25 protein-coding genes are annotated in these 25,290 nt (G+C 61.6%); 24 read left to right on the top strand and 1 reads right to left on the bottom strand.

All coding sequences use genetic code 11. From position 1 onward, the window contains the following. The coding region (locus tag WDLP6_RS27455) for a ParA family protein (protein ID WP_162487200.1) at window positions 1–1,257 on the top strand (1,257 nt) is incomplete at its 5' end. 4 nt (window positions 1,258–1,261) lie between these two features. Then, on the top strand, window positions 1,262–2,230 hold the full coding sequence (locus WDLP6_RS27460; RefSeq protein ID WP_162570700.1) for a ParB/RepB/Spo0J family partition protein: 969 nt from the start codon (window positions 1,262–1,264) through the stop codon (window positions 2,228–2,230). 494 nt (window positions 2,231–2,724) lie between these two features. Here WDLP6_RS27460 and WDLP6_RS27465 read toward each other — a convergent pair whose 3' ends face one another. Next, the gene (locus tag WDLP6_RS27465) at window positions 2,725–3,438 is read right to left on the bottom strand and encodes a DNA-binding protein (protein WP_068673586.1); all 714 of its coding nucleotides are present in this window, start codon (window positions 3,436–3,438) and stop codon (window positions 2,725–2,727) included. 397 nt (window positions 3,439–3,835) lie between these two features. On the opposite strand from WDLP6_RS27465, the gene WDLP6_RS27470 reads away from it, so the two are divergent. The 22 genes from WDLP6_RS27470 (at window position 3,836) to WDLP6_RS27575 (ending at window position 25,133) form a co-directional block, all read left to right on the top strand. Next, window positions 3,836–5,983 carry a helicase C-terminal domain-containing protein gene (locus WDLP6_RS27470; RefSeq protein ID WP_068673584.1) on the top strand — a complete coding sequence of 716 codons (2,148 nt, stop codon included), beginning with the start codon at window positions 3,836–3,838 and terminating at the stop codon, window positions 5,981–5,983. Window positions 5,984–6,066: 83 nt separating this feature from the next. Continuing rightward, window positions 6,067–6,459, top strand: coding sequence for a hypothetical protein (locus WDLP6_RS27475; protein WP_068673582.1), 393 nt, complete (start codon window positions 6,067–6,069; stop codon window positions 6,457–6,459). Continuing rightward, a complete protein-coding gene (locus tag WDLP6_RS27480; protein ID WP_068673580.1) occupies window positions 6,456–7,082 on the top strand; it encodes a hypothetical protein in 627 nt (208 codons plus the stop codon). The genes WDLP6_RS27475 and WDLP6_RS27480 overlap by 4 nt, the downstream gene beginning before the upstream one ends. A gap of 10 nt (window positions 7,083–7,092) precedes the next feature. Then, window positions 7,093–7,578 carry an OmpA family protein gene (locus WDLP6_RS27485; protein ID WP_102906932.1) on the top strand — a complete coding sequence of 162 codons (486 nt, stop codon included), beginning with the start codon at window positions 7,093–7,095 and terminating at the stop codon, window positions 7,576–7,578. A gap of 110 nt (window positions 7,579–7,688) precedes the next feature. Beyond that, window positions 7,689–8,048: a hypothetical protein gene (locus WDLP6_RS27490; RefSeq protein WP_068673576.1), complete on the top strand. Its 360-nt coding sequence runs from the start codon at window positions 7,689–7,691 to the stop codon at window positions 8,046–8,048. A gap of 15 nt (window positions 8,049–8,063) precedes the next feature. Continuing rightward, window positions 8,064–8,648 carry a lytic transglycosylase domain-containing protein gene (locus WDLP6_RS27495; protein WP_162570701.1) on the top strand — a complete coding sequence of 195 codons (585 nt, stop codon included), beginning with the start codon at window positions 8,064–8,066 and terminating at the stop codon, window positions 8,646–8,648. A 134-nt stretch (window positions 8,649–8,782) separates the two neighbouring features. Continuing rightward, window positions 8,783–9,091, top strand: a complete 309-nt coding sequence (gene traA, locus WDLP6_RS27500; protein WP_068673572.1) for a TraA family conjugative transfer protein — start codon at window positions 8,783–8,785, stop codon at window positions 9,089–9,091. 73 nt (window positions 9,092–9,164) lie between these two features. Continuing rightward, on the top strand, window positions 9,165–9,458 hold the full coding sequence (locus WDLP6_RS27505; protein ID WP_068673570.1) for a type IV conjugative transfer system protein TraL: 294 nt from the start codon (window positions 9,165–9,167) through the stop codon (window positions 9,456–9,458). 17 nt (window positions 9,459–9,475) lie between these two features. Beyond that, entirely contained in the window at window positions 9,476–10,066 is a 591-nt protein-coding gene (locus tag WDLP6_RS27510; protein WP_068673568.1) for a TraE/TraK family type IV conjugative transfer system protein, read from the top strand. Beyond that, a complete protein-coding gene (locus WDLP6_RS27515; protein WP_083944120.1) occupies window positions 10,032–10,829 on the top strand; it encodes a type-F conjugative transfer system secretin TraK in 798 nt (265 codons plus the stop codon). The genes WDLP6_RS27510 and WDLP6_RS27515 overlap by 35 nt, the downstream gene beginning before the upstream one ends. Next, window positions 10,822–12,201, top strand: coding sequence for a TraB/VirB10 family protein (locus WDLP6_RS27520; RefSeq protein ID WP_068673564.1), 1,380 nt, complete (start codon window positions 10,822–10,824; stop codon window positions 12,199–12,201). Before WDLP6_RS27515 ends, WDLP6_RS27520 begins: the two co-directional genes overlap by 8 nt. A gap of 35 nt (window positions 12,202–12,236) precedes the next feature. Beyond that, window positions 12,237–12,500, top strand: coding sequence for a disulfide isomerase DsbC N-terminal domain-containing protein (locus WDLP6_RS27525; RefSeq protein WP_068673562.1), 264 nt, complete (start codon window positions 12,237–12,239; stop codon window positions 12,498–12,500). A gap of 16 nt (window positions 12,501–12,516) precedes the next feature. Further along, window positions 12,517–13,155, top strand: coding sequence for a type IV conjugative transfer system lipoprotein TraV (gene traV / locus WDLP6_RS27530; protein ID WP_068673560.1), 639 nt, complete (start codon window positions 12,517–12,519; stop codon window positions 13,153–13,155). A 39-nt stretch (window positions 13,156–13,194) separates the two neighbouring features. Beyond that, window positions 13,195–15,807 carry a TraC family protein gene (locus tag WDLP6_RS27535; protein WP_102905903.1) on the top strand — a complete coding sequence of 871 codons (2,613 nt, stop codon included), beginning with the start codon at window positions 13,195–13,197 and terminating at the stop codon, window positions 15,805–15,807. 59 nt (window positions 15,808–15,866) lie between these two features. Beyond that, window positions 15,867–16,388, top strand: a complete 522-nt coding sequence (locus WDLP6_RS27540; protein WP_146039478.1) for a hypothetical protein — start codon at window positions 15,867–15,869, stop codon at window positions 16,386–16,388. After that, a complete protein-coding gene (locus tag WDLP6_RS27545) occupies window positions 16,385–16,909 on the top strand; it encodes a S26 family signal peptidase (RefSeq protein WP_068673556.1) in 525 nt (174 codons plus the stop codon). The genes WDLP6_RS27540 and WDLP6_RS27545 overlap by 4 nt, the downstream gene beginning before the upstream one ends. Window positions 16,910–16,913: 4 nt before the next feature. Next, the gene (locus WDLP6_RS27550) at window positions 16,914–17,756 is read left to right on the top strand and encodes a DNA topoisomerase (protein WP_068673554.1); all 843 of its coding nucleotides are present in this window, start codon (window positions 16,914–16,916) and stop codon (window positions 17,754–17,756) included. Between the two features lie 112 nt (window positions 17,757–17,868). Beyond that, complete coding sequence (locus WDLP6_RS27555) at window positions 17,869–18,354, top strand: hypothetical protein (RefSeq protein ID WP_162570702.1); 486 nt, start codon at window positions 17,869–17,871, stop codon at window positions 18,352–18,354. A 136-nt stretch (window positions 18,355–18,490) separates the two neighbouring features. After that, a complete protein-coding gene (locus WDLP6_RS27560) occupies window positions 18,491–19,231 on the top strand; it encodes a hypothetical protein (RefSeq protein ID WP_162570703.1) in 741 nt (246 codons plus the stop codon). A gap of 100 nt (window positions 19,232–19,331) precedes the next feature. Next, window positions 19,332–20,378 (top strand): conjugal transfer protein TraF, encoded by a 1,047-nt coding sequence (traF, locus tag WDLP6_RS27565; RefSeq protein WP_162570704.1) that lies wholly within the window; start codon window positions 19,332–19,334, stop codon window positions 20,376–20,378. 37 nt (window positions 20,379–20,415) lie between these two features. Next, window positions 20,416–22,092 (top strand): conjugal transfer protein TraH, encoded by a 1,677-nt coding sequence (locus tag WDLP6_RS27570; protein WP_068673546.1) that lies wholly within the window; start codon window positions 20,416–20,418, stop codon window positions 22,090–22,092. Window positions 22,093–22,106: 14 nt separating this feature from the next. Further along, entirely contained in the window at window positions 22,107–25,133 is a 3,027-nt protein-coding gene (locus tag WDLP6_RS27575) for a conjugal transfer protein TraG N-terminal domain-containing protein (RefSeq protein ID WP_197893624.1), read from the top strand. Window positions 25,134–25,290: the final 157 nt, after the last annotated feature.

Raw genomic sequence — 25,290 nt, forward strand, 5'->3', positions numbered from 1 at the left:
ATGGATAGCGCGATTGAGGATGGACTTGCCGACAAGTTGCCGGTGAGCCTGGTCAGTTCTCGAGTGACCATGGAGGACATAACGGCGCTGGGCGAGCGCTTGGAAATCCAGACAGCTCGGCTCAAAGAATATCTCTTTAGCGGAACCGCCAAGAAGGCGCCGGAGTTCAATGCGACGAAGCTGGCGGAACTATGCGGAAGGTCTCGCGACCAGATGTTGCGTCTACTCGACCGCGGGCTCGAACCTGGATTGAGCGATGGCATCAAGGGCAAAGCCGACGGCGGCAGTGAGCGCAATCGCCGCTTCACCCTGTCTGAGGCCCGCGCCTGGGTCAAGGCGACCCGCAAGCCAGGCCGTCCCCCCGGCTTGCCGGGCGCCACCATAACGGTGGCCAATTTCAAGGGCGGGGTCAGTAAAACTGTGACCGCCATGAGCACGGCTCAGGCCTTGAGCTTGAAGGGCTATGACGTCCTGTGCATTGACTACGACCCGCAAGGGTCAATGTCTGCCCTCTTCGGCCTGACGCCGGGGTTCATACCCGAGAGCGAAACAGTGCTGCCCTTAATGATGCACGCGACCTCCGAGATTGCACGGGACACACTGCAGGAGTCGATTCAAGCGACGTACTGGGACGGGATTGACTTGGTGCCGGCCTCACATGCGATTGCTCAGGGTGAGTTCTATTTGCCCTTGCGGCAGTTGGAAGCAAACAACCGGGGCGAGGAGTTCAAGTTCTGGGACGTGCTGAACAAGGCGCTTGATGCCGGGATTCGTGAACAGTACGACTACATCATCATCGACACCCCGCCGGCGCTGTCGTACATGAACATGACAACCATTTGGGCAGCCGACGCGCTGCTCCTGCCGCTTCCGCCCGAAGGCATCGACTTCGTCAGCTCTGCGCAATTCTGGACGATGCTGTCGGAGCTAAGCACTGGATTGGCGTTGGGCCAGAAGGATTTCGCGTGGGTGGCTGCAGTGCCGAGCAAGGTGAACCACCAACGCATGTATACGAAGGAGATTCTCAAGTGGATGCAAGGTTCCTACGGAGACATGTTGACGCAAACGGAAATTCCCGACACGGCCGCCGTGGGAATGGAAGGGGCCAAGTACTCCACTGTCTACGACGTCGAACGGTACGCGGGTTCTGCTAAGACGCTCTCGCGCGCACGCGACGCTTACGACAAGCTGGTCGATGAGATTGATTTCATGACTCGCCGGAAGGTGTGGCAGATTCCGGCGACCGAACAGGAGTAACAAGATGGCAACAAAAGGCAGAGAACAACTGAGCGCAATCAGCGATGCAGTCCTGTCAGGTCCGACGTCGCCGGCTATGGTGCGGCAACGGCCATTGCCTGCGCCGACTCAGCTGATGAACCTGACGGGCGGGCACCTTGAGAGCAAGGCGGAGATTGAACGGCTCAAGAAAGAACAAGGCAAGGCTCTGGTAATCAGGCTAGACCTGTGCGATGACGGGCCATTTCATTCAAGCCCTCTCGACCCCGTTCGCGTCGCGAACCTGAAAGCGAACCTAAAGGAGAACCCGCAAACGACACCGGCGCAGCTACGCCCGGCCGCCGCCGGACGGTTCCAGATTCTGGCCGGGCGTCATCGTAAGGCAGCTCTGCTTGAGCTGGGTCGGGAAGAGTGGCTTGTCACCATCCGTGAAGCGTCGGATGATGAGGCCGAACGAGTCACGTTTTATGACAATCTTCTTGCGCCTCAACTGACGGACTACGCGAAATACTTGGGCCTCGCGCAGCGGAAGGCTAGTCGCAGTTTTACAGTTCGGGAGCTCGAGACAGAGTCAGGGCTCAGCAAGTCGCAGGTCGCCAGGTTGCTTTCGTTCGAACGCTTGCCTGCCGCAGCCCGCCAGCTGGTTGCTTCTAAGCCGTCTGCCATAGGGGCAAACGTGGTCGAACTGCTCGCGGCGCTTGCAAAGGACCATGGCGACCGCGTTGTTCAGGCCGTCGAGTTGGTCGTGGAGGGTAAGCTGAAGGCAAGCAAGGCGCCTGCGTGGGTGACAGCCCCCCCAAAAGAGAAGAACGCGGAACGCCGGAGGCAGCCAAGTACGGACCTAGCGGTTGACGGTACGCGCTACGTCCGAATTAGACGCCGGGACGGCTTGTTGTCGATGGCTTTCACATCAGCGCAGGAAGCTGATGAACTTGAGAGAATCATTACTGAGCTCATCAAGGACCGCATCGCAAAACTAAAATCGCTCAGCTGAAGTAAGGGGCCCTCGGGCCCCTTTGCTTTTCTGGCGCCCCTCTGACCCACACGAGAACAATGAGCTGCATGCGCCGGCGAGGCTAACAAGGTCTGCTTCGCACGTTGTCCCTAGTAGGGACAAACTAGATTCCCTGGGACAGAGTTACCCCGCAGCGACGCATTTTCGACTTCCAGCAGCGGCGTGACGGCGTCTTGTCCCTAGTAGGGACAAACTAAATTCCCTGGGACAGAGTCACCCCGCAGCGGCGCATTTTCGAATTCCAGCAGCGGCGTGGAGGCGTTTTGTCCCTAGTAGGGACAAACTAAATTCCCCGGGACAGATTGCCACCACGCCTTCGACGTCCGCGAGCAGCGTGCAAGCGTCGAGCGACCGGCGAGTAGGACAGGTGAATTGAGTCCCTACCTGGACGGGGCGGGTTCGGCAGCAAGTCGTGTTGTCCCTACTAGGGACAACCAAAATACTTGGGGACAGCGGTGCCGCAGGCGGCCAGTCTAGGTGGTCCGCCCAGTGGGCTCATAACTGGATAAACGTACAGGACGCTTTTGGTCAAAGTCGAGTCGCGGAGGCACAACAACGTCGTCACTGCGCTTACCTTGCTCAGCTAGGCGACCCTGAAGCTGATGCACGAGGACCCGGAGGTCTTCAGCCTGCTGACGATAAGCCGATTCGCGGGCACCAGTCTTATCCCCCGTTTGGGCGAGTTGCTCCTGGAGCATTCGACTCTCGGCGCGGGCCGCCTCAATAGCGGTCATGGCGTACTTCTGGACGCCTTCGTAGCGCGCATTCGCCTTTGCGAGTTCGTCCCTCATCGCCTTCCGGTCGTCCTCGACGACTTGCGTGAGCGCTCTCACCTGCTCTGTAAGGGTGGCAACCAGGGCAGGGAAACTTGCAATCTCTGACGCTGCCAAGCGGACGCTGGCAACCGCAGCAGTCAGTGACTTCGAGGCGTCCGCAGCCTGAGCAATCAACTCTGCGGCTTGCTGAGCTCCCACCCTATCGAGGGCCTCAGCAGTGGGGTCTCGCTTGTTCGGCAGGGGGCGCTGGCGGTCAGCTTCCCACAGCTTCAACTCGCCGACGATTGTCTCGAAACTGCCCTTACCAAGCAGCTTCCGCACCAGAGTGGAGGTCGGGGCTGTACCGGCGGCGAGGAGCTGGTCGGCAATTTCCCGAACGCGCTTGCGGGTATCAGAGGGGGTTGCTGCCATTGTTGTGGTGGTGGTGGCTTAAGACTTGGCGTAAAGATTTACGGCCTGATTATCCCAGCTAAGCCGCAAACTGGTGCATTTCGTGAAACATCCACACACGTCAACTCGCCGTTCGACCGGTCCCAAGCCGCTAAGTCGTTGCCACACATCGATTATTCACAACTGCAAGCCACCTTGTGAAAATGCCGTGAAACATTGAATTTGCCATCGCCTGCGTAACAGGTGGCAAGCGTAACGGGTGTAAATAGCTGCGCCTGGGTCCAGGCGCAAGCAGCCGAGGGTAGGGCGGCTAGCACCTGAACCGCTTTCTCGGACCGGTGCGGCGAAGGCGTTTAAAGCCTCTTTCTACTCTGTCGCAAGGTTGGGCCTTCTCGGGCCCTGGTAACTATTGGACAGTATGGGACAGGTCATTCCAATCGCAAACGCAAGCCGCCTCGAATCATCCGACGCGGCTTTTACCTTCATCGACGAGTGCTACGAGCGGCTTGGCCAGCTCCCCGGCTTCATCGTCCGCGACGGTCAGGTTGAGTTGTCTCGGCAGGTTTGCCGTGCAATGGTGGCCGACGAGCCCATCGCTGCCGAGGCACCCACCGGCACCGGAAAGACCATCGCCTACTTGGTCGGCGCAATCGCTGCCTCGGAAAAGCTGCGGACCACAAAGGAGGTCCCGGTCGTCATCGCGACAGCGACGGTTGGCCTCCAAACCCAAATCATGCAGGGCGACCTTCCAACGCTGGTCAAGGCGCGCATTGTTCAAAGCGAGCGGGACGCGGTCGTGGCCAAAGGCCGCGGTCGCTATTTCTGCGTCAACTCGGCCGAGCGCATTTCCAACCAGGGCGACGCGGAAAACCAATTCGACTTCTTCGACCAGGGCTCCAACGAGAACGTCGATGTGTCCGTCGACGTGAAGTCAATGCTCGACCACTGGCGCGGCGGCGCCTGGAACGGGGACGTCGACAGCTACCCGGACAAGACACCGGGCAGTTGGAAGGAAGTGGCAGCCAAGTCCGAGACCTGTCTCGGTCATAAGTGCGAGTTCCACAGCGAGTGCCCCTTCCTGGCGTCGCGCCGGGTCCTGTCGGAAGCCAAAATCATCGTGGCCAACCACGACCTTGTCTTGGCTGACCTGGCCATGGCCAAGGAAAGCCCCACCGATGCTCTGTTCCCCGGCGGCCGCTATCTCCTCGTTTTTGACGAGGCCCATCATCTGCCTGACAAGGCAATCGACGTAGGCTCGGCAAACCTCGTGCTCGACGACTGCGTTGCCAACCTCGGTCGGATGGCCGGCTTCTCGAAGGGGTGGCAGCGCAAGGGGGAGCTGGTGCGCCTGTTCGAGAAGGCCAAGCTCAGCGCGCACGATTTCGACACCGGTGGCCTGGTGAACGGGCTCGCTGGCTTGAAGGACTCCCTGTCGACCATCACGGTGGAGCCGGAGACCAATCAGTATCGCTTCCCGGCCGGAAAGCTCGACACCTCCGTGCTGAAGGCCGCGACCCATGCGCTGGACCATGCGCGGCTCTTGCAAGAGAGCATCAAGGAGGCCAGCGCGGCCCTCAAGAAAACGAATCTTCCGGAGAAGAGCCCGGAATTGAAGGGGCCGATAGGCGAGCTCCTGTACCAGTGCGCCTTCTTCGGCTCGCAGCTGTCATCCATCGTCAAGGGGCTCGAGCTGTTCTCTGCGCCGGACCGGGCAGTTCGCTGGGTGTTCAAAGGCGGCACGCCGGAGGTGGCGAGCATTCACGTGTCGCCGCTCGAAGGCGCAGACGTCCTGCGTCGCCTGCTGTGGGACAGCGAGCGGGCCATCGTCGCGATGGTGTCGGCAACGCTTCAGGATTTCGACGGGTTTGACCGCTTCCGGGCACGCGTCGGTGTCGGTGACGTGCTGCGCACGATGAAGCTCGACCCCATCTTCCCTTACCGCAACAACACCATCGAGCTCATCGACATGAAGTACAGCCCGCGCCAAGATGAACGGGAGAAGTACATCGAGGAGCTGCAGCTGAACATGCCGGCAAATATCGATGCGTCCGAGGGAACTCTCATCCTGTTTCCATCGCGCTCGTTGATGAACGCGCTGCTGCCGACATTGAACAAGCACTTCGGAAACGCGGTTCTTGCTCAGGGCGACCTTGGCATCAAGGAACTGATTCATGAGCACAAGGACCGCATCGACCGGGGACGGGGCAGCATCCTGTGCGGCCTGGCAACAATGGCGGAGGGCCTCGACCTTCCCGGCGCCTACTGTGTGAACGTCATCATCTGCGCGATTCCTTTCGCAGTCCCGACCTCGCCTGTCGAGCAGGAGCTCGCCGAGGTCTTGGGCAAGGAGTACTTCGCCCAACGTGCGATGCCCGACGCACTGACCAAGCTCATCCAGATGGTGGGCCGCCTGATGCGCCGTGAATCGGACAGGGGCCGAATCGTGGTCTTCGACAAGCGGCTCATCTACACCCAGTGGGGCCGAAAGATGCTGGAGGCCCTGCCAGGCTTTCGCAAACGGTCGATGCCTGCTTTGCGGCTGCCGCGGCCTGTCGCCGTCAAGTAGCAAAGGAGCCGCGGCGAGCCGCCGCATAAAAGGGGCGCTCTATACGGGGCACTGTCTTGACTTGCCCGCAAGGGCTGCCCCTCATGCTTCACAAAGAATTCTTTGGCCTCATCTTCCTGGCGTTCGTCGCCTGGATTTTCTTGGCCGCATCGCCGGAGAAGCGCATCGAACGGGGCTGCGCTCCGATTGCCTGGGTCGGGAACGCAACCACGTCGTTGTCTTCGCTGGTGGTCCCCTCACAGCAGACGAAGGTTCAAGGGTGGTTCAACAACCTCGGCTACGGCTGCCGCTACGTGACCTGGCGCCTCATCTACCAGGACGCCTACAACGAGTGGCTCGCTACCCAGGGCCTCAGCCCTGACGCGAAGAAGCCGGCCGACGACGCTGCTGCTAACCCGGCGCAAAAGGCCGCCTCCGCGCCCGCTTCATCCACCCCCGCAGCGCCGGCCGCGCCCGCCGCCCCGGAGAAAAAATGACCAAGAAACGCCGCCATTTCCTTCAAGCCGTCGGGCTGGCCTGGGCTTGCGCACTCATGCTGCCCTCACTCGCCAGCGCCGCGCCTACGGTCGACGTCGTGAAAATCATGTCGTTCTCGTGCCCGGTCTGCCGCGCCGCAGAGGCCCAGGACGTTGCTATCGAAAGTGCGGTGAAGGCCGTCGGCGGGAGCTTCGTGCGCGGCCCGGTTCCGGTTGACCCGGCCGAGAGCGGCGCCAAAGAGCGCGTCTACTACGCCGCTCGAGGCGTTTCGCCGGCGGTGGCTGACACCATCAAAAACGCGATTTACCGTGGCGCGCAGGACCTCAGCATCCCGTTGGGCGAGGAAAACCAGGTGCTGGTTTGGCTCCAGCAGCAGCTGGGGGACATGCCGGAGAAGGACCTCACCGCTCTCTTCGAGGCCTCACGGGGCCCGCGCGGAAAGGGCGCACTTTCTCGTGCGGCAACCCTTGCCGTGTCAGTCGGTGTTGAGAGCCTTCCTGCCTACGTCATCGTCGTTGACGGAAGGCCCGTCTCCAGCGTCGACCCCACCTCCGTGCCTGGAGGCTCGCTGACGCGCCTTCGGGATGAAGTCATCTCCAAAGTGAAAACTCTCGCGAAGTAACAGCATGCCCATGATTGAAGTCCCCGCCCACGTCCAGCACGAGAACGTTCGGCAAAACCACATCGACGTCGTCGGCGGTACCAACTGGGACTTGTCCCGTTCTGCGGTCGAAACGCCCATCACGCCGCTGCCGGACCCGGTGCCGCTCCCACCCCTTGAGCCTACCAATGGGTACCAGGCCGCACACGCCATGCCGGTGGAGGGCGCCACAGTCATCGTCGACTTCGCCAAGAACTCTGTGCTCATCAGCAAACAGACTGCTGCGGAGCTGCGCGGCCTTCACAAGAAATCAACCGTCCTGGTCGCCGGCCACGCGGGCGCGGGCGAAAAGAATCCCGCCAAGCTGGCGCAGCGGCGTGCCCAGGCTGTCGCCGCGAACTTAAAGCGTCGCGGCCACAGGGTCGAGGCGGTGCGGTCGTTCTCGAGTGAGGTGCCCCGCAGCCACACGTCCGAGGGCGCCTCGCTGAACCAGCGGGTGGAAGTATTTGAGCGCTGAGTGCAAGGAAGACGCGCTCATATAAACGCATCTTCTATAGAAGGGGTGCCTTAAAAAGCCCCAGTAACCCCCGCTGAAAGCAGCGGACTCAGTACCCCCAGGAGACTCAATTGATTCACGACCTTTTCATCGTTGGTGAAATCCGCAAGATTACGGTGTCCACCCCCAAGGACCCCAAGAAGGGCGCCAGCGCTGTGCTTATGGTGCAGTGGGGCCCGGTGCGCGAACAAAGCGGCGGTGTCGTCGACTTCATCAACGCCGGCCAAGTTCGCATCCCCAACTACCGCTTCCCGAAGCTGCAGGACCGCCTCAAGGTCGGCCAGACCGTCAAAATCAACGGCCACATCCAAGGTGTCGTGAAGACCCTGGACGCCGACCAGTTCCTCTCGAACGAGCTGGTCGCCGACCGCGTGTTCATCCTGGACGAACCGAGCACGCCGGCGGAGGCCGCCGCAGCCGCCGCCGAGTAAACCCCGACCTGGGCCATGGACGCGATTCCGTCGCTGCCTCCGTACGCCCATGTCACGCGAGAGGCCGTGCAGTGCGCTGCACAGGCCTCTTTGCGTTACGACGTACCGGAGCTACTCCTGCACGCGATTCTTCGAAAGGAGAACGGGCGGGTCGGCGCGAGCAGCAAGAATCGCGACGGAAGCTTCGACCTCGGCCCCGCACAGGTCAACACGAAGTGGGTCGAGTACTTCGCCAAGTTCGGCCTGAGGAAGGAGCATCTGCGCGACGACTTCTGCACGAACATCAACGCGAGCGCCTACATCATTCGCGACAACTTCAACAAGAAGCGCGACTGGTTCAACGCCATCGTGGCCTACAACATCGGGCCCAACAACTGGACGCCGAACCGCTATCGCATCGGCCACAAGTACGCCAGCGACGTCATCGGCTTCTGGTGGGGCTTCCAGAACTATGTCGATGCGCAGCGCGGTATTCGCCGCACCGCGGATGGAACCCCCACCGCCGCCGCCACTTCGCCTATTCGTCAAGCGCAGGCCTCTCCGGCCAAGCCGAAACAACTCGTCTTTTCCCTATCGTCGGACGAGACGGGAAGCGAATAGCGCTAGCTCAGAAAAAACTTCCGGGTTGTATAAACCCATCGCTATACGGTAGGCACTCGCTGCCTGAACCAACGGCTCCGGCTCTCGAGCGCGTGTTTGCAAACACATCACCTCAACGAAGCAAGGAGCTTTAAATGACTTTTCTCCGTACCCTGAAGGGCAAGGCCCTCGCTGCGCTGGCTGTGGCCGGTGCCTCCCCGGCGGTGTTCGCTGGCCAGTTGGACCAGAACGACGCGTTCTACAGCTTCTGGAAGACCGTGGACGGTTGGACCACAGGCGCCCTGGGCGTTGGCCTGGCCACCACCATGCTGCTCATGGGCGGCGCCATCGGCGTTGCCAAGAACAGCCCCATGCCCGCGCTGACGGGTATCGCTGGCGGTGCTTTCCTGCACTGGGGCCCCAGCATCATCCAGCAAATCATGGTGGGTGGCGGCCTCATCTAAGCGCGGCCTGACGAGTAGGGGCGGGAGACCGCCCCTATCTCTCTTCTCTCTTTCCTTCCCCCGGAAGTAGCGCATGGACCAAGAGTCGCACGTCTTTCCCTTCGACCTCGAGTCGCCCATCCCAATCATGTTTTGGGACCCCTTGGAGTTCACGCTTTCACTGATTCTGATGGGTTTCGGAATCATCGCGCACATGTGGATTCTCGGTGTCTTGATGGGCGGCGGCGTACTCATTGGCGCCCGGTATCTCAAGCGTGGCTCCAAGCGCGGAGCGATGCAGCACTTTTTGTGGGCGCACGGGCTACAGCTGGACGCGCCGCTGAAGACCAGGTTTAAACCCGCGTGGCTTAACGACTTTACCGAGTAAGCCACCAGGCCTAACACATGTCAGACCCGAAACAAAACAACTACCTGGACAGCGTCGCAAACGCGTTCAAAACCGCGCAGGCCTGGAAGAGCGCCACCTACACCCTTGGTGTGGCTGTCATCTTCCTGGTCAGCGCGCTCATCTATCAGCAGCGCAACACGCCTGTGGTTCTCGTGCCGCACGACTTGGCCGCCTCCGGCACCCGTGTCACCGTGACCACCAACGGCGAGATTCGCGGCACGAGCTCCGAGTACATGGCGAACGCGGCCATGTCCGATGCCTCACTCATCCTGAATTTCATTCCGGACAACGTCGTTACGCAAACGACCCGGTTCCTGAACCGGCTCACGGAGGACCTGTATGGCGAACAACGCGAGCCACTGCTCGCGCAGGCCGAGGACTTCAAGCGTCGGGGGGTGACCCAGTCGTTCTATCCGTCCGAAGTCAAGGTCTCTCCGGACGGCAAGCGCGTCCAAATCGATGGCACCCAGTTGCGCTGGGTCGGCGGCAAGGAAACGCTGCGCGCCAAGCTGACTTACGTCATCACCTACAAGGTTTACAAGGGGTACTTGCATGTCGCCGACCTGCGTCAACAACAAGACAAATAAGCAGCCACTCGCCGTGGCTCTGGCACTCGTCGCTGGGCTTGCGCTCTCGGCTACGGCATTCGCTGCCCCCGCGAAGAAGCAAGTCGAGCCCGTCAAGGGTGCCACCATCGAACTGCCCGAGCCGGGCGTCGTGACGGTGTCCGACTACGAATTCAATACCTTCGTCTTCAGCGAACCTGCAAAGCGCTTCATCTTCCCGGCGGGCTCGCCTGTCTCCGGCGACCCAATCACGCTCTCGGGCGGTACCCAGGTACTGCTGCAGTTCACGCGTGGTGCCGACCGCCCGGTACAGATGGTGGTGGAGCTGCAAAGCGGCAAGGTAGAGAAGTTGCGCGTGGTGCCCAAGGCTGTGCCAGGCATCACTTACCCAGTGAATGGTGCTCGACTCAAGCCCCCGTCTGCCGCGCGCACCCAAGGCCCTCTCGTGAGCGACGGACAAAAGGGGTCCTCGCCGCGCGGCGCGGATATCGAGCTGCTGAAGACGCTGACGACTGGCGGCGAACCGCCGAGCGGCTTCGAGCCCGTGAGCCTCCCCCGGCCGACCCGTTTCGACAAGTTCACGGTCGTACCAATGGCGGGCTGGAGCGACGGCGCCAAGCGAATCTTGGTTTTCTCGCTGGTTGCTGCACAGGACCAGACCGCCGTGGTCAGCCCGAATCAGTTCTACCGTGAAGGCATCAACGCTGTGCTGCTGGACGGCGACACCGTGGACGCAAACAGCAGCCCGCAACTGTTCGTAGTGGAGGAGCTCGGCGATGAGTGACGACAAAAAGCCAGGACTGTTCATCAACAACAAGTCGAAGGCGGCACCCGCGTCCGCATCGGCCATCAAGGTCGGCGGCAAGCAAAAGAACGTCCAACGTCGCTGGCTCTATGTCGCCGTCGGCCTGGCGGGCGTCGCCGTCATCAGCACGGCCGCCTTCTCCGACAAGAAGTCGAACTTGCCCGATGGCCCGAAGAAAGAGGCGGCCATGATTAACGTGACCCCGCCCAACGCGGACAAGGTGGCGTTCGAGGCCAAGTTCGGCAAGGACTTGGAGGGCTTCAAGCAAATGCTGGAGCAGCTCAAGTCCGACAACCTCTCGCTGAAGGAGCGCGTCGCGCAGCAAGACCTTGCTGCCCGGAATGCGGCTGCCAACGGCGGCACCGGTGCAAGGTCGAATACGCCCCTGCCTGCCGGCGTCGTGCCCCCACCCAGCCAAGGCAACAGTGGCGGCATCGGCTCGCTCGCAGCACCAGAGGCTCCCCCGCCGCCTCCGGCTGCGCCCGCGCGGCCGGCAGGGGGGATTCCCATTCCCGCAGGCCCCGGTGCGTCTGGCGCTTCGCTGCCTCCCATTACGCCAACGATGCAATCCGCCCCGGTCGCACCGATGGTCTTCGAGGTGAAGGACACCAGCGCTGCAGTCGCACCCGCAGGAGGCCCCTCCGTCAACTCGAAGATTTCGTACAAGAAGAACGAGTCTGCCGGGCTCCTGCCGGCAGGCGGCTTCGCACCCGTCGTGCTGCTCAACGGCCTGGACGCGGGTACGTCGGTGACGACGCAATCGAATCCGATGCCTGTTCTGATGAACGTGACGGAGCAGGCCACGCTGCCTGGTGCCGCCAAGTACCGCCTCAAGAACTGCTTCGTGCTGGGCAACGGCTACGGCGACCTGTCTGCCGAGCGGGTGTACGTGCGGTTCAATCGCCTCTCGTGCGTGGATAAGGGCGACCGCCTGATTCTGTCGCAGGAAGTCGCAGGCTACGTGGTGGACAGTGACGGGAAGCTAGGGCTTCGCGGCAAAGTGATGGACCGTCAAGGCGCACGCCTTGGCAAGGCGCTCCTCGCTGGTTTTGCACAGGGTCTCTCCGGTGCACTGGGTCAGGCCCAGGGCACCGTGACGTCCAACCTGTCGACAGGCTCCACTATGAGCTCGTTGGGCGGTGCGGCGGCGTTGCGGGCGTCCGGCCTCTCTGGCGCTCAAACGGCAGCGCAGCAAATCGCGGAGTTCTACCTGAAAGAGGCGCAAGCCATCTTCCCGGTGGTGTCCATCGACACCGGACGAACCGGGACCATCGTCTTCACCAACAGCGTCTCGCTGAACTGGGGAACGGGTGAGTCGCAGTTCGTTCAAGAAGTCAAGCCGAACAACTGATGGCCACGGCGGCGCCACCACCCGCTGCAGCCGTGATGCCCGCCGCCGAAGTTGGCGGGCGTCTGACTCAGCTTGAAGCGGACGAGGTTCTCTCGCGCTTGCGCGGCACCCTGCGCGGCACCCGCTTCCTGAAGGCGTGGCCCGCCGCAGTGCCAGGGCTCGTCACGCTGCAACTAGAAAACGGAGAGGTTGCCTATGCGGATAAGTCCGCTCGCTACTTCTTGATGGGGGTGGTGTTCGACACCGCTACTGGCAAGGGCTTGGACCGCCAGATGGACCCCACCGACACGAATGAATGAAAGACCCGGAGTTCCTATGAAACGCCTCCTTATTGCTGCCTCCGTGACCGCCTTGCTGTCGGCCTGTGCTGGCTTGGGCCACGTCGAATACGAATGCGCGCTCGCCGATGTGCCCGCCGCGAAATGCGCCTCGATGGAGGATGCGTACAAGCTTTCGACTAAAGGGAAGGGCGCAGGCAATCACAAACAATCCGTCTTTGAAAGCCAGCCTCGCACCGCCAAGACGGGCGAGCAGTCGCCTGAGGCTGCGCAGCCATTCTTCCGCGGGGAAGCGTCGAACATGCCCGACGCGGCGCAGCAGGGGCTGCCGGTGTTCAAACAACCGAAAGTAATGCGCGTCTGGGTTGCGCCGTACGTCGATGCCGACGGAAACCTGCGGTCTGGCGAGTACACGTACTTCGCCACACCTGGCGCCTGGAACTACGGCAGCCTGACCAAGCCTGGCGCAGCGGCCGCAGGCGGGATGTTTGAGCCCACCAAGCCCAATCAGCTGGGATTCACCCCCAAGGAAGTGAACTCCACCAACCGTGCCACGACGCCGAGCGGTCCGTCAAAACCGCCCGAGTCAAAGGCGGCTACCGGAACGACAACTTCGTCAGCACCTGCACCTTCGACATCGAACGGCATTACGCAACCGTACCAGCGACTCAACTGAACGTCGGCAGCGCCACCACAGCCCACGTAGGAGATATCTTTGAAACAAGCAGGCAAGTTGCTCAAGCGCCTCACTGCGTTCGTAAAGCCGGACGCCCCCATGGCGGTCCCCGCCACGATGTCGGCGGCGGCAGCCATGACCGACCGGGAATCGTTCTCGTCGCTATTCACGTATCGGTTCTTCGATGACGAGACGAATTTCATGTACCTCGATGACGGGCACGGGCCGGCCATCGGCTTCCTGCTCGCCATCTCACCGCTCAATGTCGCCGGCGTGAACGCCGAAGGTGCTATCGAGGCCGCCATGGTGGGTCTCCCGCCCGAGTCGGTCTTGCAATTCGGCAAACTCGTGACCCCGCAGGTCGAGGGCTTCGTGAACACCTGGGCGAACGCGCGCCTCGCCAAAACGAACAACCCGCTACTGCGACAAATCGTTGAGCGCCGCCGCGACTTCCTGCTCACCACCGCCCTGGGCCCATCGATGCTGCCCCGCACGCGCATGCATCCGCGCATGATGCAGTGGTACGTCGCCGCGCGCGTTCCATTCACGGGTGACGTGAAAAGCGAAGTCGAAATGCGTGCCTTTCGCCAGACGATGCGTGATTGCCGCAACACGGTCGCCAGCGCGTTGTCGGCCGTGGGCATGCAATCGATGGAAATGGCTGAGGTCGACATCAAGTTCCTGCTCTGGGAGCTTCTGAATCCGCACCTCGAGCCCTCCGAACGTATTTTCGAGGCGACGCCTGGCCAACCGGTCTCGGCGGACCTCATGTCCCGCAATACCCGTGTCAGCGTTTTGCGCGACGGCCGCATCGGCTTCAGCAAGCACGCAGGGGATACGAACGCGGACGGCGAGCACGTGCCTGACGTTGTCGTGAGTTGCCTCACGGTCGATGCGGCGCCCCATACGCACTACCTGCCGAGCATGGCGCGCACCCTCGGGGACCCGATGTCCTGGGACGACCGTATCACGTGTCCATACTGGGCATACACGACGGTCCACATTCTCCATCCCGATGACTCGAAGGATGACCTGCTGGGCAAGTTCGGCATGCTGAACAAGCAGACGATGTCTGAGAGCCAGTGGTTCCGTTCGATGATGGGCCACCTCTACGAGCGTCGGGACCGCGCAGAAGCGTTGCTCAAGGAAACGAGCAAGGGGCACCGCTTGGTGCGCGCCTACACGGGCATCAACCTGTACACGCCGCCCGATGAGGCCCGACAGCAGACCGAGCGCGTGAAGGGCTTTTTCCGAGGCGCCGGATTCCGAATTTCTGACGAGCCCTACATCTCCCTGCCGGTGTTCATCGCGTCGCTGCCGTTGCAGTATGTCCCGGCGATGGACCCTCCGAACCGCGGGATGCAGCGGGCTTGGCTGATGAGTTCCATCAACGCGGCCTCCATGATGCAAGTCCAGGGTGACTGGCGCGGTACGGGTCCGGAGCACGCGGGCCTACTGCTGACTTCCCGTTCGGGCCAACTTGCAACTTTCGACCTGCTGTGGAAGGACTCCACGAACTACAACTTCGTCGTGGTAGCCGCCTCTGGCTCGGGCAAGTCATTCCTGACCAACGAGCTGGTCTGCGACTTCCTTTCCCGCGGCGGTATCGCGCGCATTATCGACGTGGGGCGGTCGTACCACCGCTTCTGTACCGTCATGGGCGGTGAGAACCTGGTCTTCGACGCGGAGAAGCCGCGGTCGATGAACCCCTTCACCGGCATCAACACCGTCGATGACCTGAACGAGCTCATGCCGATGCTCAAGGAGCTGCTGCGCCTGATGGCATTCCCCCTGACCAAGTCGGAGGATGTGCCTCAGTTCCAGTATCAGCTGCTCGAAATCGTGGTCGAAAAGGCATGGCGAAAGTTTGCTGCAGCTACCGAACTCAAGCACGTCGTCGAAGAGCTGGAAGTCTGGGACGGCGCGTCGCCGGAGCTGGCCCACCAGCTCGCGATGCAGCTCATGGCGTATTCCCATGGCCGCTACAGCGCGTGGTTCACCGGCCCGCGTGAGGTTTCCTTCAACAAGCCTCTGGTCGTGATTGAACTCGAAGAGCTCAAACAGGACCCACAGCTCCAGTCGGTCGTGCTGCAGCTGGTGATGTTCCAGTGCACGAAGGAGATGTACCTCTCCGACCGGGCCCTCCCGAAGCTGCTGGCAATCGACGAAGCCTGGGACTTGATGGGCGGCCTCAGCACCGGCAAGTTCATCGAAACCGCCTTCCGCCGGATGCGTAAGTACAACGGCGTCGCCGGGGTCATCACGCAGTCCTTCCAGGATTTTACGAAGTCCGAGGCAGCAATGGCTGCGGTGGAAAACGCCGCGTGGCAGTTCATTCTTCACCAGAAGAAGGAGTCCATCGACTACGCGGTCGACCACAAGCGAATTTCGGCGGACGAGGCCACCATCGAGCTCATCAAGTCCGTGAAATCCGGCGAGGGGTTTTCCGAGGTCTTCGTGCGCAATGACGCCGGCGCGGGCGTGTACCGCTTCGTGACGGATAAACACTCCTACTACACGTTCTCGTCGAGGGCGACCGACATCATCAGGCTGAACAAGCTCACCGAGTCAGGCATGACGCTGGAGGACGCCATCGACAAGCTGGCAATGGAGGATTACGCGCGAATGTGGGGTGGCCAAGACGCCGCCTGACGCGCGAGAGTCCATCAGAACGCCCGGCGATGCCGGGCGTTTGCTTTCAAGACGTGAACATGAACGACGACACCACTTCACAAGGCGAAATTTTCAAGCTGCTCGCTCCCTATCTCGGGGGTACGCTTTTGCTTGCCGTGATGGTCGTAGTGCTCCTGCTGCGCTTCTCTCCGTTGGGACAAGGCGGCGGCGGGACATCCACGGTGAACGCGGTGACCTTCGATGTGGTGAAGTTTGCCAATGCGCAGCGCGCAGTCGCCTCCGCGTTCCTCAAGCCCGGCAGCGCGGACGTCGCCGAGGCGAACGAAATCCTCCTGGGACTTACCGAACGCACCCGCAAGACCATTGAGGAGGTGGCAGGGGAGGGCACGCTGGTGCTCGTGAAGCAATCGGTGGCCCACGGCGTGTCGCGCGACATCACCGACGACGTGCTGAAGAAACTCGGCATGCCGACCAATGCCCCGACGCGAGACGCCGTGGCATACACGCTGGACGTTGCACCGACCATGCTGATGGGGCCGCTGACCAGCCGTCGCCCGCAGACGACGGTGGCCCCCAGCGGTGAAAGCGTTATCCCGTGATTTCGCGCGACGCCTTCGAGCGCTTCTTCATCATCCTCGCATGCTCTGTGCTGGCGATTCATGTGTACGTGAAGGTCGTCCCGTACTCGCTGTCCTGGAACGTCACCGCATCGATTCCACGGGGACTCTATTTGTCCACCGAGGCGACAACGACGCCCCTGGTGCGCGGTCAGATTGGCTGCTTCGCCTATTCGGCACCGACTTGGGCGGAGGCGCGCCACTACTTCCCCGATGGGTTTCAGCTGTGCAAGTACGCGCTGGGCTTGCCTGGTGACGTGGTCGAGGTCGATGCGTCCCTTCGCGTGTCCTCCGCTGCGGGGAAGCACGCCGACGTCGCCTTTGCATCGGCCGACAGCCGCGGACGCCCGATGCCGCGTGCAGAGGGCCTGGCCGGAGCGATTCCCCGCGGGGAGTACCTGCTGCTGGCACCCGCCCACACGAACAGCCTCGACTCGCGCTACCTGGGACGTATTGCCCACGAGCGCCTCACCCGCACCCTTGTTCCCCTCTTGACCTGGTAACCACATGGCCACCGCGAAAGCTGACGCAGCAGACGTCGAAAAAGATGAAAAGGCGCAGCGCCTGCCCTTCCTCGAGGACGGCGAGCTGGCGACCGTCGTTCGCGTTGAACTGAAGACCCGCAAAACGCGAGCCCCCAAGCCCTATACGGAGGGAACGCTGCTCGACGACATGAAGGGCGCCGCGAAGTTCGTGGAAGACGCGACTCTTCGCAAGGCCATCAGGACCAAGGAAGCCTCTGGCATCGGCACTGCCGCGACCCGTGCGGAAACCATCGAGAAGCTCAAGGCCGTCAAGTACATCAAGGCCTCGGGAAAGACCATCACCGCGACCCCGAAGGGTCTCGACTTCATCACCTGGCTTGAATCCATCATGCCCGAGCTCACGGACGTTGCGCTCACGGCACGCTGGCAAGCAGAACTTGATGGCGTTGCCGTTTCAGGTGGCGGCAAAGCCTTTGAAGCCGGCGTCGCAGACAACGTGCGACAGCTGGTTTCTATATTTCAAGTGGCGCCTTCAATGCGCCTCGCATCCACCTCCTCAACTGAAGGCTCATCAAGCATGACTGACACCCCCAAACGTGCGAACAAACCCAGCGACAAGATGCTGGAGTTCGCGAAGCGCATCGCCGACAAGGTCGGCAAGAAGGTCCCTGACGACGTCATGGCCGACTGGGACGCCTGCAAGGCGTTCATCGACGAGAACAAGGACGCGGCCATGCGTCCGAGCGAAAAGCAGATTGCGTTCGCCGGCCGCATCGCCAAGGAGAAGGGCCTGACTGTGCCTGATGACGCGCTGAAGGACGGCCGCGAACTGTCGCGCTGGATTGACGAGAACATCAGCAAGTAACTCGCCTGCCTCCGCATGCAAAGCCGGCCCCGTGCCGGCTTTCGCTTTTGGGTCGCTACACCGGGAGGACATCAACGCCCTGTGCAAGGGGGCAATCATCACAAGGACAAACATGACAACCGCGACCGAATCTCGACTGGAAGAGTTGCTCGACCTGAAAGACGTCGAACTAGAGGAAGCCGAAGAGCGCATCCGCACACTCGAGAGAGAAATCGACTTTGGCGTCGACTGGATGCGGCACGAACCGCTTCCGCGTGACGAGTCGGGGCTTCCGCTCCCCCGCATCGAACTCCGGGTGATACCGAACACCCACTACTGCTTCGAAGCCGAGGTCACCTTGGCGTTGGCGCAGCGCGATGGCAGCGTCAGGTTCGTTCCGCTCTCATACAGCAAGGTGTCAGGCAGAGCGGTCGACCTCGAGCAATTTCCGACCTCCGGAGTGCTTTCCGACCGGCAAATCTCTGACCTGCCCGGGCTGGTGAACGACGCCTGTTTTCACATGGACAAGACCGGCATCGGCGCTTTCGTAGTGCTGGACGACAGGCGGCGCTATCGAATAACGAGCTTGCGCCCCCTGGCGATGGAGGCCGTGGCCTAACCCCGTCATTCCTCGAAAGCCCCGCATCGCGGGGCTTTCTCTTGCTGGCAGCAGTTCACTCGTTGGGCCGGGCGCGCCTTAAACCGCACCGGATAAAGCCGTCGCTATACGACCCGCAACCTTTTGGAGGTCATATATGCGCCAAATCATCGGAATGCTGGGAGCACGGGGCTCCGGCAAAGATACATGCGCGGCGGTGCTGGTGAATGAGCTTGGCTTCATTCGCATTGGCTTCGCCGACACCCTCTACCAGGAGGCGGCTGATGCGTTCCGCACGACCGTCGAGTACCTGGGCAATCGCAAGTCCAAGGAGCTGCCGCAAACGCCGCTCGCGCTCAGCCGCTGCGTGAGCGTCCACTTTGTGGAAATTGCGCTCAAGTCTGCGACCCGCGACCGAAGCCTGCGCGACGCTGCATTGCACTACTTCAAGACCGGTGAGCTGACACCCCACGTTTCGGCACGCCGCACGAGGGGTGTCCTGAAAGCGGCTAGAAGCCCACGATGGACGCTGCAACTCTGGGGAACCGAGTTCCGCCGGAAGAGCAAGTATGGGTACGACTCGTACTGGCTCGACCAGGTGCGTGCGGCCGTCAACGCGCAGCCCGGAAAGTGCTTCGTCATCACGGACGTCCGCTTCAAGAACGAGGCGTTCTTCGTGGTGTCAATCGGTGGCGTGCTGCACCGCGTGCGCCGGCCCGCCCTGGAAGCCCGAGATGCGGCTGAGCGGAAGGTCACCGGCCTGGCCGCTCACCCGAGCGAGACGGAACTCCTGGACCACCCGGTGGACTTCGAATTCCTGAATGAGGAGGGCCAGCTCGCGCAGTTGCGCCTGGACGTGCTGCAGCAGGCTGGGTTCCTGGAGAAGAAGGCGGCCTGACGCCTCAACGCCTGATTTTGGGCCTGCCACTCTGGTGGCAGGCCTTTTCTTTTGTTTAAACGGCAGAGCTACACGGCTCAAGCTCACCCACCTCAGCCTAATGAAGCCTCTCCACGTCCTATTGCTGTCCGTCGCCCTTGCGCTGCCCGGGTTGACGCATGCCCAGTCCAGCTCGACCTTCAAGGAAAACGCGGCCGCGGACGCTCGCGCCAAGGCCGAGAAGGGCTGGTGGTACTTCGAGAAGAAGAAGGAGCCACCGAAGCTCGAGGAACCGGCTCCTCAACCCCAGCCTGAGCCCGTGGCGCAACCTTCAAAGGCTGAGAAGAGCAAGGAAGAGAAGTGCAAGGAGAAAGCGACCTGGTCGGCCGACTGTGGGTTCGTCCACCCAGGCCAAGATTTCGAGTTCCAGGCGAAGCAGCGCGACGCCCTGATGGAGCGTATGGTGGTCTCCAACAATGACCCGCAGGCTGTCGAAGCCTTCCAGTACTACATGCGCTGGGTGCTCGAGCGCACCAGTGAGGTGACGAACCTCTGGTGGTACAACATGGTCCAAAACCCCGAACTGGACCCGACGGCAGCGCAGCCCATCTCGGCGATGGGCTTGCGACTCATGACCGAGGTGCGCAAAGGCTCAGAGGCCGAAATCTTCGACGTGGCACGCGACGAAGGCGGAATGTTCGTCTTCTTCTCGCGCAGCGACTGCATCTTCTGCCATCAGATGGCCGAGCCGCTGCGGATTATGCAAGAGCGTACGAAGCTGCCCATCCGTAACGCCAGCCTCGACGGCCAATGCATCGCGCCATTTGTCGAGGGTTGCCTGACCGGCGAAGTCGCCATCCAGGCCGCGCAGGCCCTTCAGGTCGCTACCGTTCCCACCGTTTTCCTCTACATCAAGCCCAATACCTGGATTCGTATTGCCACCGGCATCACCGACGCTGACTCCATGGCAACCCGCGCAATGCAGTTTTTCACCGCATACCGCACGGCTTTGCTCAAGGGCGTGGAAAACGGGCAGGACGGCCGGCCCTCCGTGGATTTCGGGAAAGACGAAGGGCCGACGGGGAACCTCTCGACGGGCGTAGGCGCAGGCAAACGCCAGGAGGTGTCCGAGGAACTTATCCATGACCTGCTCGGGCGTAAAAACTGAACGCGTACCTATAAGACCAAATCACGGGGAATCTCCAATGCTGCGCAAACTCGTCATCCTCTTCCTGGCAGCCTCGATGCTGCTGCAGGCGCCGTTCGCATCCGCTCGCGACCTCACAGCCGCTTTTGGCAATCTGCTGTCCAAGGGCGGAGTTGCCGCCGTCAACAAAGGCGGCCGTTACGAATCCTCCGCTCGAAACACATTCATCGCGGGCGGTCTAGAAATGCGGATGCCCAAGCAGGACGTGTCGGCGCAGCTGTTTTCGTTCACGCCACCCAAGGTCACCGTCGGGTGCAACGGCGTATCGGCCTTCTTCGGCGGCTTTTCCTTCATCTCGAGCCAAGAGTTCGAACAGTTGGTCAAGAGCATCGCGTCGGGCGCTGCGCTAGGGTTCGTGACGATGTTGACCCTGAAATCCCTGTGCCCGCAGTGCGCCGATGTCGTGCAGCAGCTGAAGAATGCCGCCCAGGTCGCGGCACGACTCTCCATCGACGCGTGCAAGCTCGGCATGGAAGCCGCCAAGAAGTTCCAGGGGGAGCCGAACGATTTTGCCTCGGAGCTCTGTGGAGCAACAACGACCTCTGGCAGCGGTACCAGCGCTGACTTCCTGTCCTCCATCAGCAAGCAATGCAACACCATCGTGGGCTCGACCCAGGCGGTGAAGCAGGCCAACCCGGGCACGGCGGGGGGGTCCAAGGAGTCTAAAAGCCAAGAGTCCGAGCTTGAGTGCAAGCTCGGGGTGGGCAACGTTACCTGGGCAATGCTCGGCGGCGCCAAGTACAAGTTCAAGGGTACTGACGACGAAATCTACGCACGCAAGACCGTCATCATGAACATGATGGGAGTCGTCCTGCGCGTAGGGGACAAGGAGGCATCCTGCGAAACTCCGAACGGCACGTTGAAGCCAAGCGAGGCCGATGGCCAGATGATGGTTTTCTGCCCGCCTCAAGTTGAGGCTAAGGACATCACCGGCGCCTTCATGTGTGGTACCGACAAGAGCGCCTTCTCAAAGGTGGTCAACGGCTCGGCCGTCATCTCCTACTGCAAGGCCTTCTTCGATGGACTTGCGGGAGCCAAGCAGGACTCCGGAGCGTCGCTGGATAACCTGAAGCTGAAGCGGCTGATGGTGTGCGAGGAATCGGAATCCTGCAAGAAGCTGGTGCTGAAGGACTTCGCTGAAGCCAACGTTGTTAGTGGCGTGGGCTTCCTGCCCCAGGTCGCGAAGCAGTTGGCCACCGCCGTGGACAACGTACGGAATAACAAGCCGATGGACCAGGAAATCATCGACCTCATGGAAGCAGCCCCCTACCCGTTGTACCAGGCCGTCAACGCGGCCGCTGTGTACCCCGTCGCCGCAGCCGACTTGCTCGACTCGCTGAGCATCCTGGTGGCAGAAAGCGCAGCAGGCACGATGCTGGAAGAGTTCCTGCGTGTCGACGGCACCATGGGTGGCGGAAGCTGTACGAACGAGCAACAGGTTCGCCGTGTCATTGAAACACTGGCTTTTGCCAAGACCGAAGCGAAGGCCCGCAAGAACCTCATCGCATCGAACATGGCCGCGCAGCAAGGCATGCGCGAGCAAATTCGCCAAATCAACCTGGCAATCCAGCAGCAAGTCATGAGTGGCGAACTGCTGCAACAAAACAAGATGGCTGCCGGCCTCGCCAGCTCCCTCAGCCCGACCGGCGCCGGCAATCAGCCGACCGGCAACTAAAAGACGAGGCACCAATGCCCTTCCTCTACCTCATTCTCGCTGTGGCCGCGCTTCTTGCTCCGGGACTCGCGTTGGCCGCCCCGTCGACGCTGAACCCCATCGACGGCAACTCGTGGGACCTCATCGTCTTCGGAAATGGCCGGGTCATCTACGACATCATGATGGGCGTGAAAATGCTCATGGTGCCGGATGCCGGCGACTCTGGCTTCACACTCCTGCTGCTCCTGATGGCCACCCTTGGCTTCCTGGTGCTGGCGGTGAAGGCCGGATTCGACCCAGGCAAGAACCTGATGAAGATGTTTGGCTACATCTTCCTGGTTTGGATGGTGACACTGTTCACGACGAAGATTGTCGTGAACGTGCAGGTGCACGACATGGTCGTAAATCAAGCCGGCCAGCAGGATTCCTGGGTGGTCACCGGCGTCCCCGCACTGGTGGCGCTTCCCTCCGCGCTGACCTCACAGGTCGGGCAGTACTTCACCAAGTCTCTCGAGACTTACTTTTCGGTTCCGGCTGAGTTCAAGCTCACGGGCGGAGCTGCGGGTCAGTTCAACCTTTTTGCGAAGATGGTTGAGGAGTCGAACGAGTACGGCTTCAGCTACCCGGCCCTCAAGCAATCCTTGTCCGCGTATACGGCCGATTGCGTCGTGCCTGCAATGGCCCTGTTGAAGCTGAAGGGCCCCGGAAAGGATGGCGAGCTGACTGGCGTCGACGCGCTGCTGCGCACCAACGACCTCATGAAGACCTACAAGTCCGCCCAGCACAAGTCCATCATGACAACGTACTTCCCTATCCCCGACCAGGGCGGAGCGGCTACGCCCGGCGGAACGCTGGGCGGCATGGGCACCGTAGAGACTTGCGAGAAGGCGTACGACAATATCGAAAAGGACATGAACGCCCACGCTGCCGCAATGCTTGGACGCGGTGCAGAAGCCTGGAAAAAGGCAGGCATCATGGTTCCGTTTGAGACGGCGTTCCGTTCCATGCTGGCCCAAGCGGCCGCACCCGGCTCGGTGGCCTCCGGCTTCAGCAGCCCGAGCGGCTACATCCTGCAGCAGGGCTTTCTGAACTCCATGACTGGCTCGTTCCGTACTGCAGCCGCCCAAACCGGCAACAGCGAGTTGATGCAGGCAGCGAGCGCCTCGCAGGCTGAAGCGTCGCAGAAGTCCGCGTGGGTCGCATCATTTTCGACCTTCAACAACATGATGGGCTACGTCTTCACCGTGTTGCAGGCATTCATCTTTGCCATCACTCCCCTCATCATCGTCGCACTTCTAGTGCCCGGTCTTGGAGCGGGCATCTTCAAGAACTACGCCCAGATTCTCATTTGGCTCACGCTGTGGATGCCGTGCTTCGCCATCATCAACTTCGTCATCACATCTTTCGCGGCCGAGTCCTTCACCGGCGTGTTGAATGTCGACGGCGGCCTGTCCATGAACAGCAAGGGCGCGTTCAATGAGAAGACCAAGAACATGGTGATTGCCGCTCAGTTCCTCGGAACGATGGTGCCCATGATTACCTGGGGCATCGTGAAGGGCGCCATGGCGTTTACCGAATTCATCTCGAGCGGCGTGGGGTCCCAGTTCGCTAGCCAGGCGGGTGCGGCTGCAGCGTCAGGCAATCTCTCGATGAACAACATGTCGATGGACAACTATAGTGCCAACAAATTCAACACCGCGATGTCCTCGGCGGTCGGGTTCCAGGCCACGAACGCATTTGCCAACGCGGGTGCGTTGGACGTCGTGCAGGCAGCGGGCGGCTCTAGTGCCTCGATGCACGGAGCGACGGTGGACGCGAAGCAGCAGCTGAGCGAGTCAATTGGCCAGAAGCTGGCGGAGCAGCGGTCCGTCTCGCACAACCTCTCATCGATGAAGGAGAACACGGCTTCGACTGTCGACGCGATGAGCCGCTACCAAAAGGGCGACCATAGCGTGATGACGGCGGACGCATACAACCAGGCGATGCAAATGGCTCGACAGGTTACCAAGAGCAACTCAGCCGGAGAAAACACTTCGGCCAGCAGCAGCAGCACGAACAGTTCAAGCGGGCAGCGGGGACAGGGCATGGGCACGACGGCGAGCACTGAATTCGGAGTTGGCATGCCTGGAGGCATCTCGCCTATCAAGGCCGGCGCCTCGGCCGGCATGAACGGGAATACGAAAACGGAGCAGCAAGAGGCCTATAACAAGGCGGACCAAGCAGCCCACGGCACGAGCACGGCGAGCAGTGTTTCGAAGCAGGAATCCGGGACGGCGTCTTCGGGGAATACCCATACGGTGACTCGCAGCGACGCAGAAGTCATCGGGATGATGCGCAGCCATGACAACCAGGTTGCCTTCCGTCAGGCCGCCAGCGAAGCGCTACAGCGCAGCGAGAGCGTCACCGCCGGGCTTGAGCACATGCAGTCCCTGACCAGTACCGCTTCGTTCAGCAGCGGCATGACCCTCGACGGCGTAAATCAGTTGATGTCGCAAGTCGAAGCCGCGCGGGGCATGGGCTCTGCAGCAGAGATTAGGGAGAGGTTCAACGAGCTCAGTTCACGAAGCGCTGAGCACTTCAATACGACCTCTGCGGCCGTAGGCGGCAGTGGCGGCGCATTCGGTGGCAGTGGCGGCAGCGCCTTTGGTACCGGCGGAGGGACCGGCCTCGATTTCGGTGTCGGAGGCGGAGGTGCTCCCGCTGGTGGCGGTGGCGCTGGTGGCGGCGGCGGCGGCGGCGGCGGCGGCGGTGGTGGCGGTGGCGGCGGTGGCGGCGGTGGCGGCGGTGGCGGCGGTGGCGGCGGTGCATTTGGCCCCGGCTCGAGCAGCGCTGCTGGCGACATGCCGAACGTCGCACCGACCTATAACCAGTTCGTAAACGACACCGGTGCGGAACTCGATAACCGGACCCAGGAGACGAACCGCACAGCCCAGCGAACGGCCGAGGCCAATCAGACGGGTCGGGACGAAACGAAGGTTTCCAACACTGCGGTAGGCGCACTTGCACAGAACGCCGGCAGGAACATGAGAATGGAAAAAATCGACAAGGGATTCTTGGACTGACCGAACAACGGCCCCAGGTTTGGCGGGCACGAAGAAAAGGGGTACCTGCAGGGTGCCCCATTTTTTGCTTTAGGCCGACGCGCGGCGAATATAAACCGGCGCTCCCTATACGGGGTCTACTGCAAACTCTTGAGACCCTGCATGACCCGTCCTGTGC

This window comes from Variovorax sp. PBL-E5 (assembly GCF_901827185.1).
Lineage (GTDB): Bacteria > Pseudomonadota > Gammaproteobacteria > Burkholderiales > Burkholderiaceae_C > Variovorax.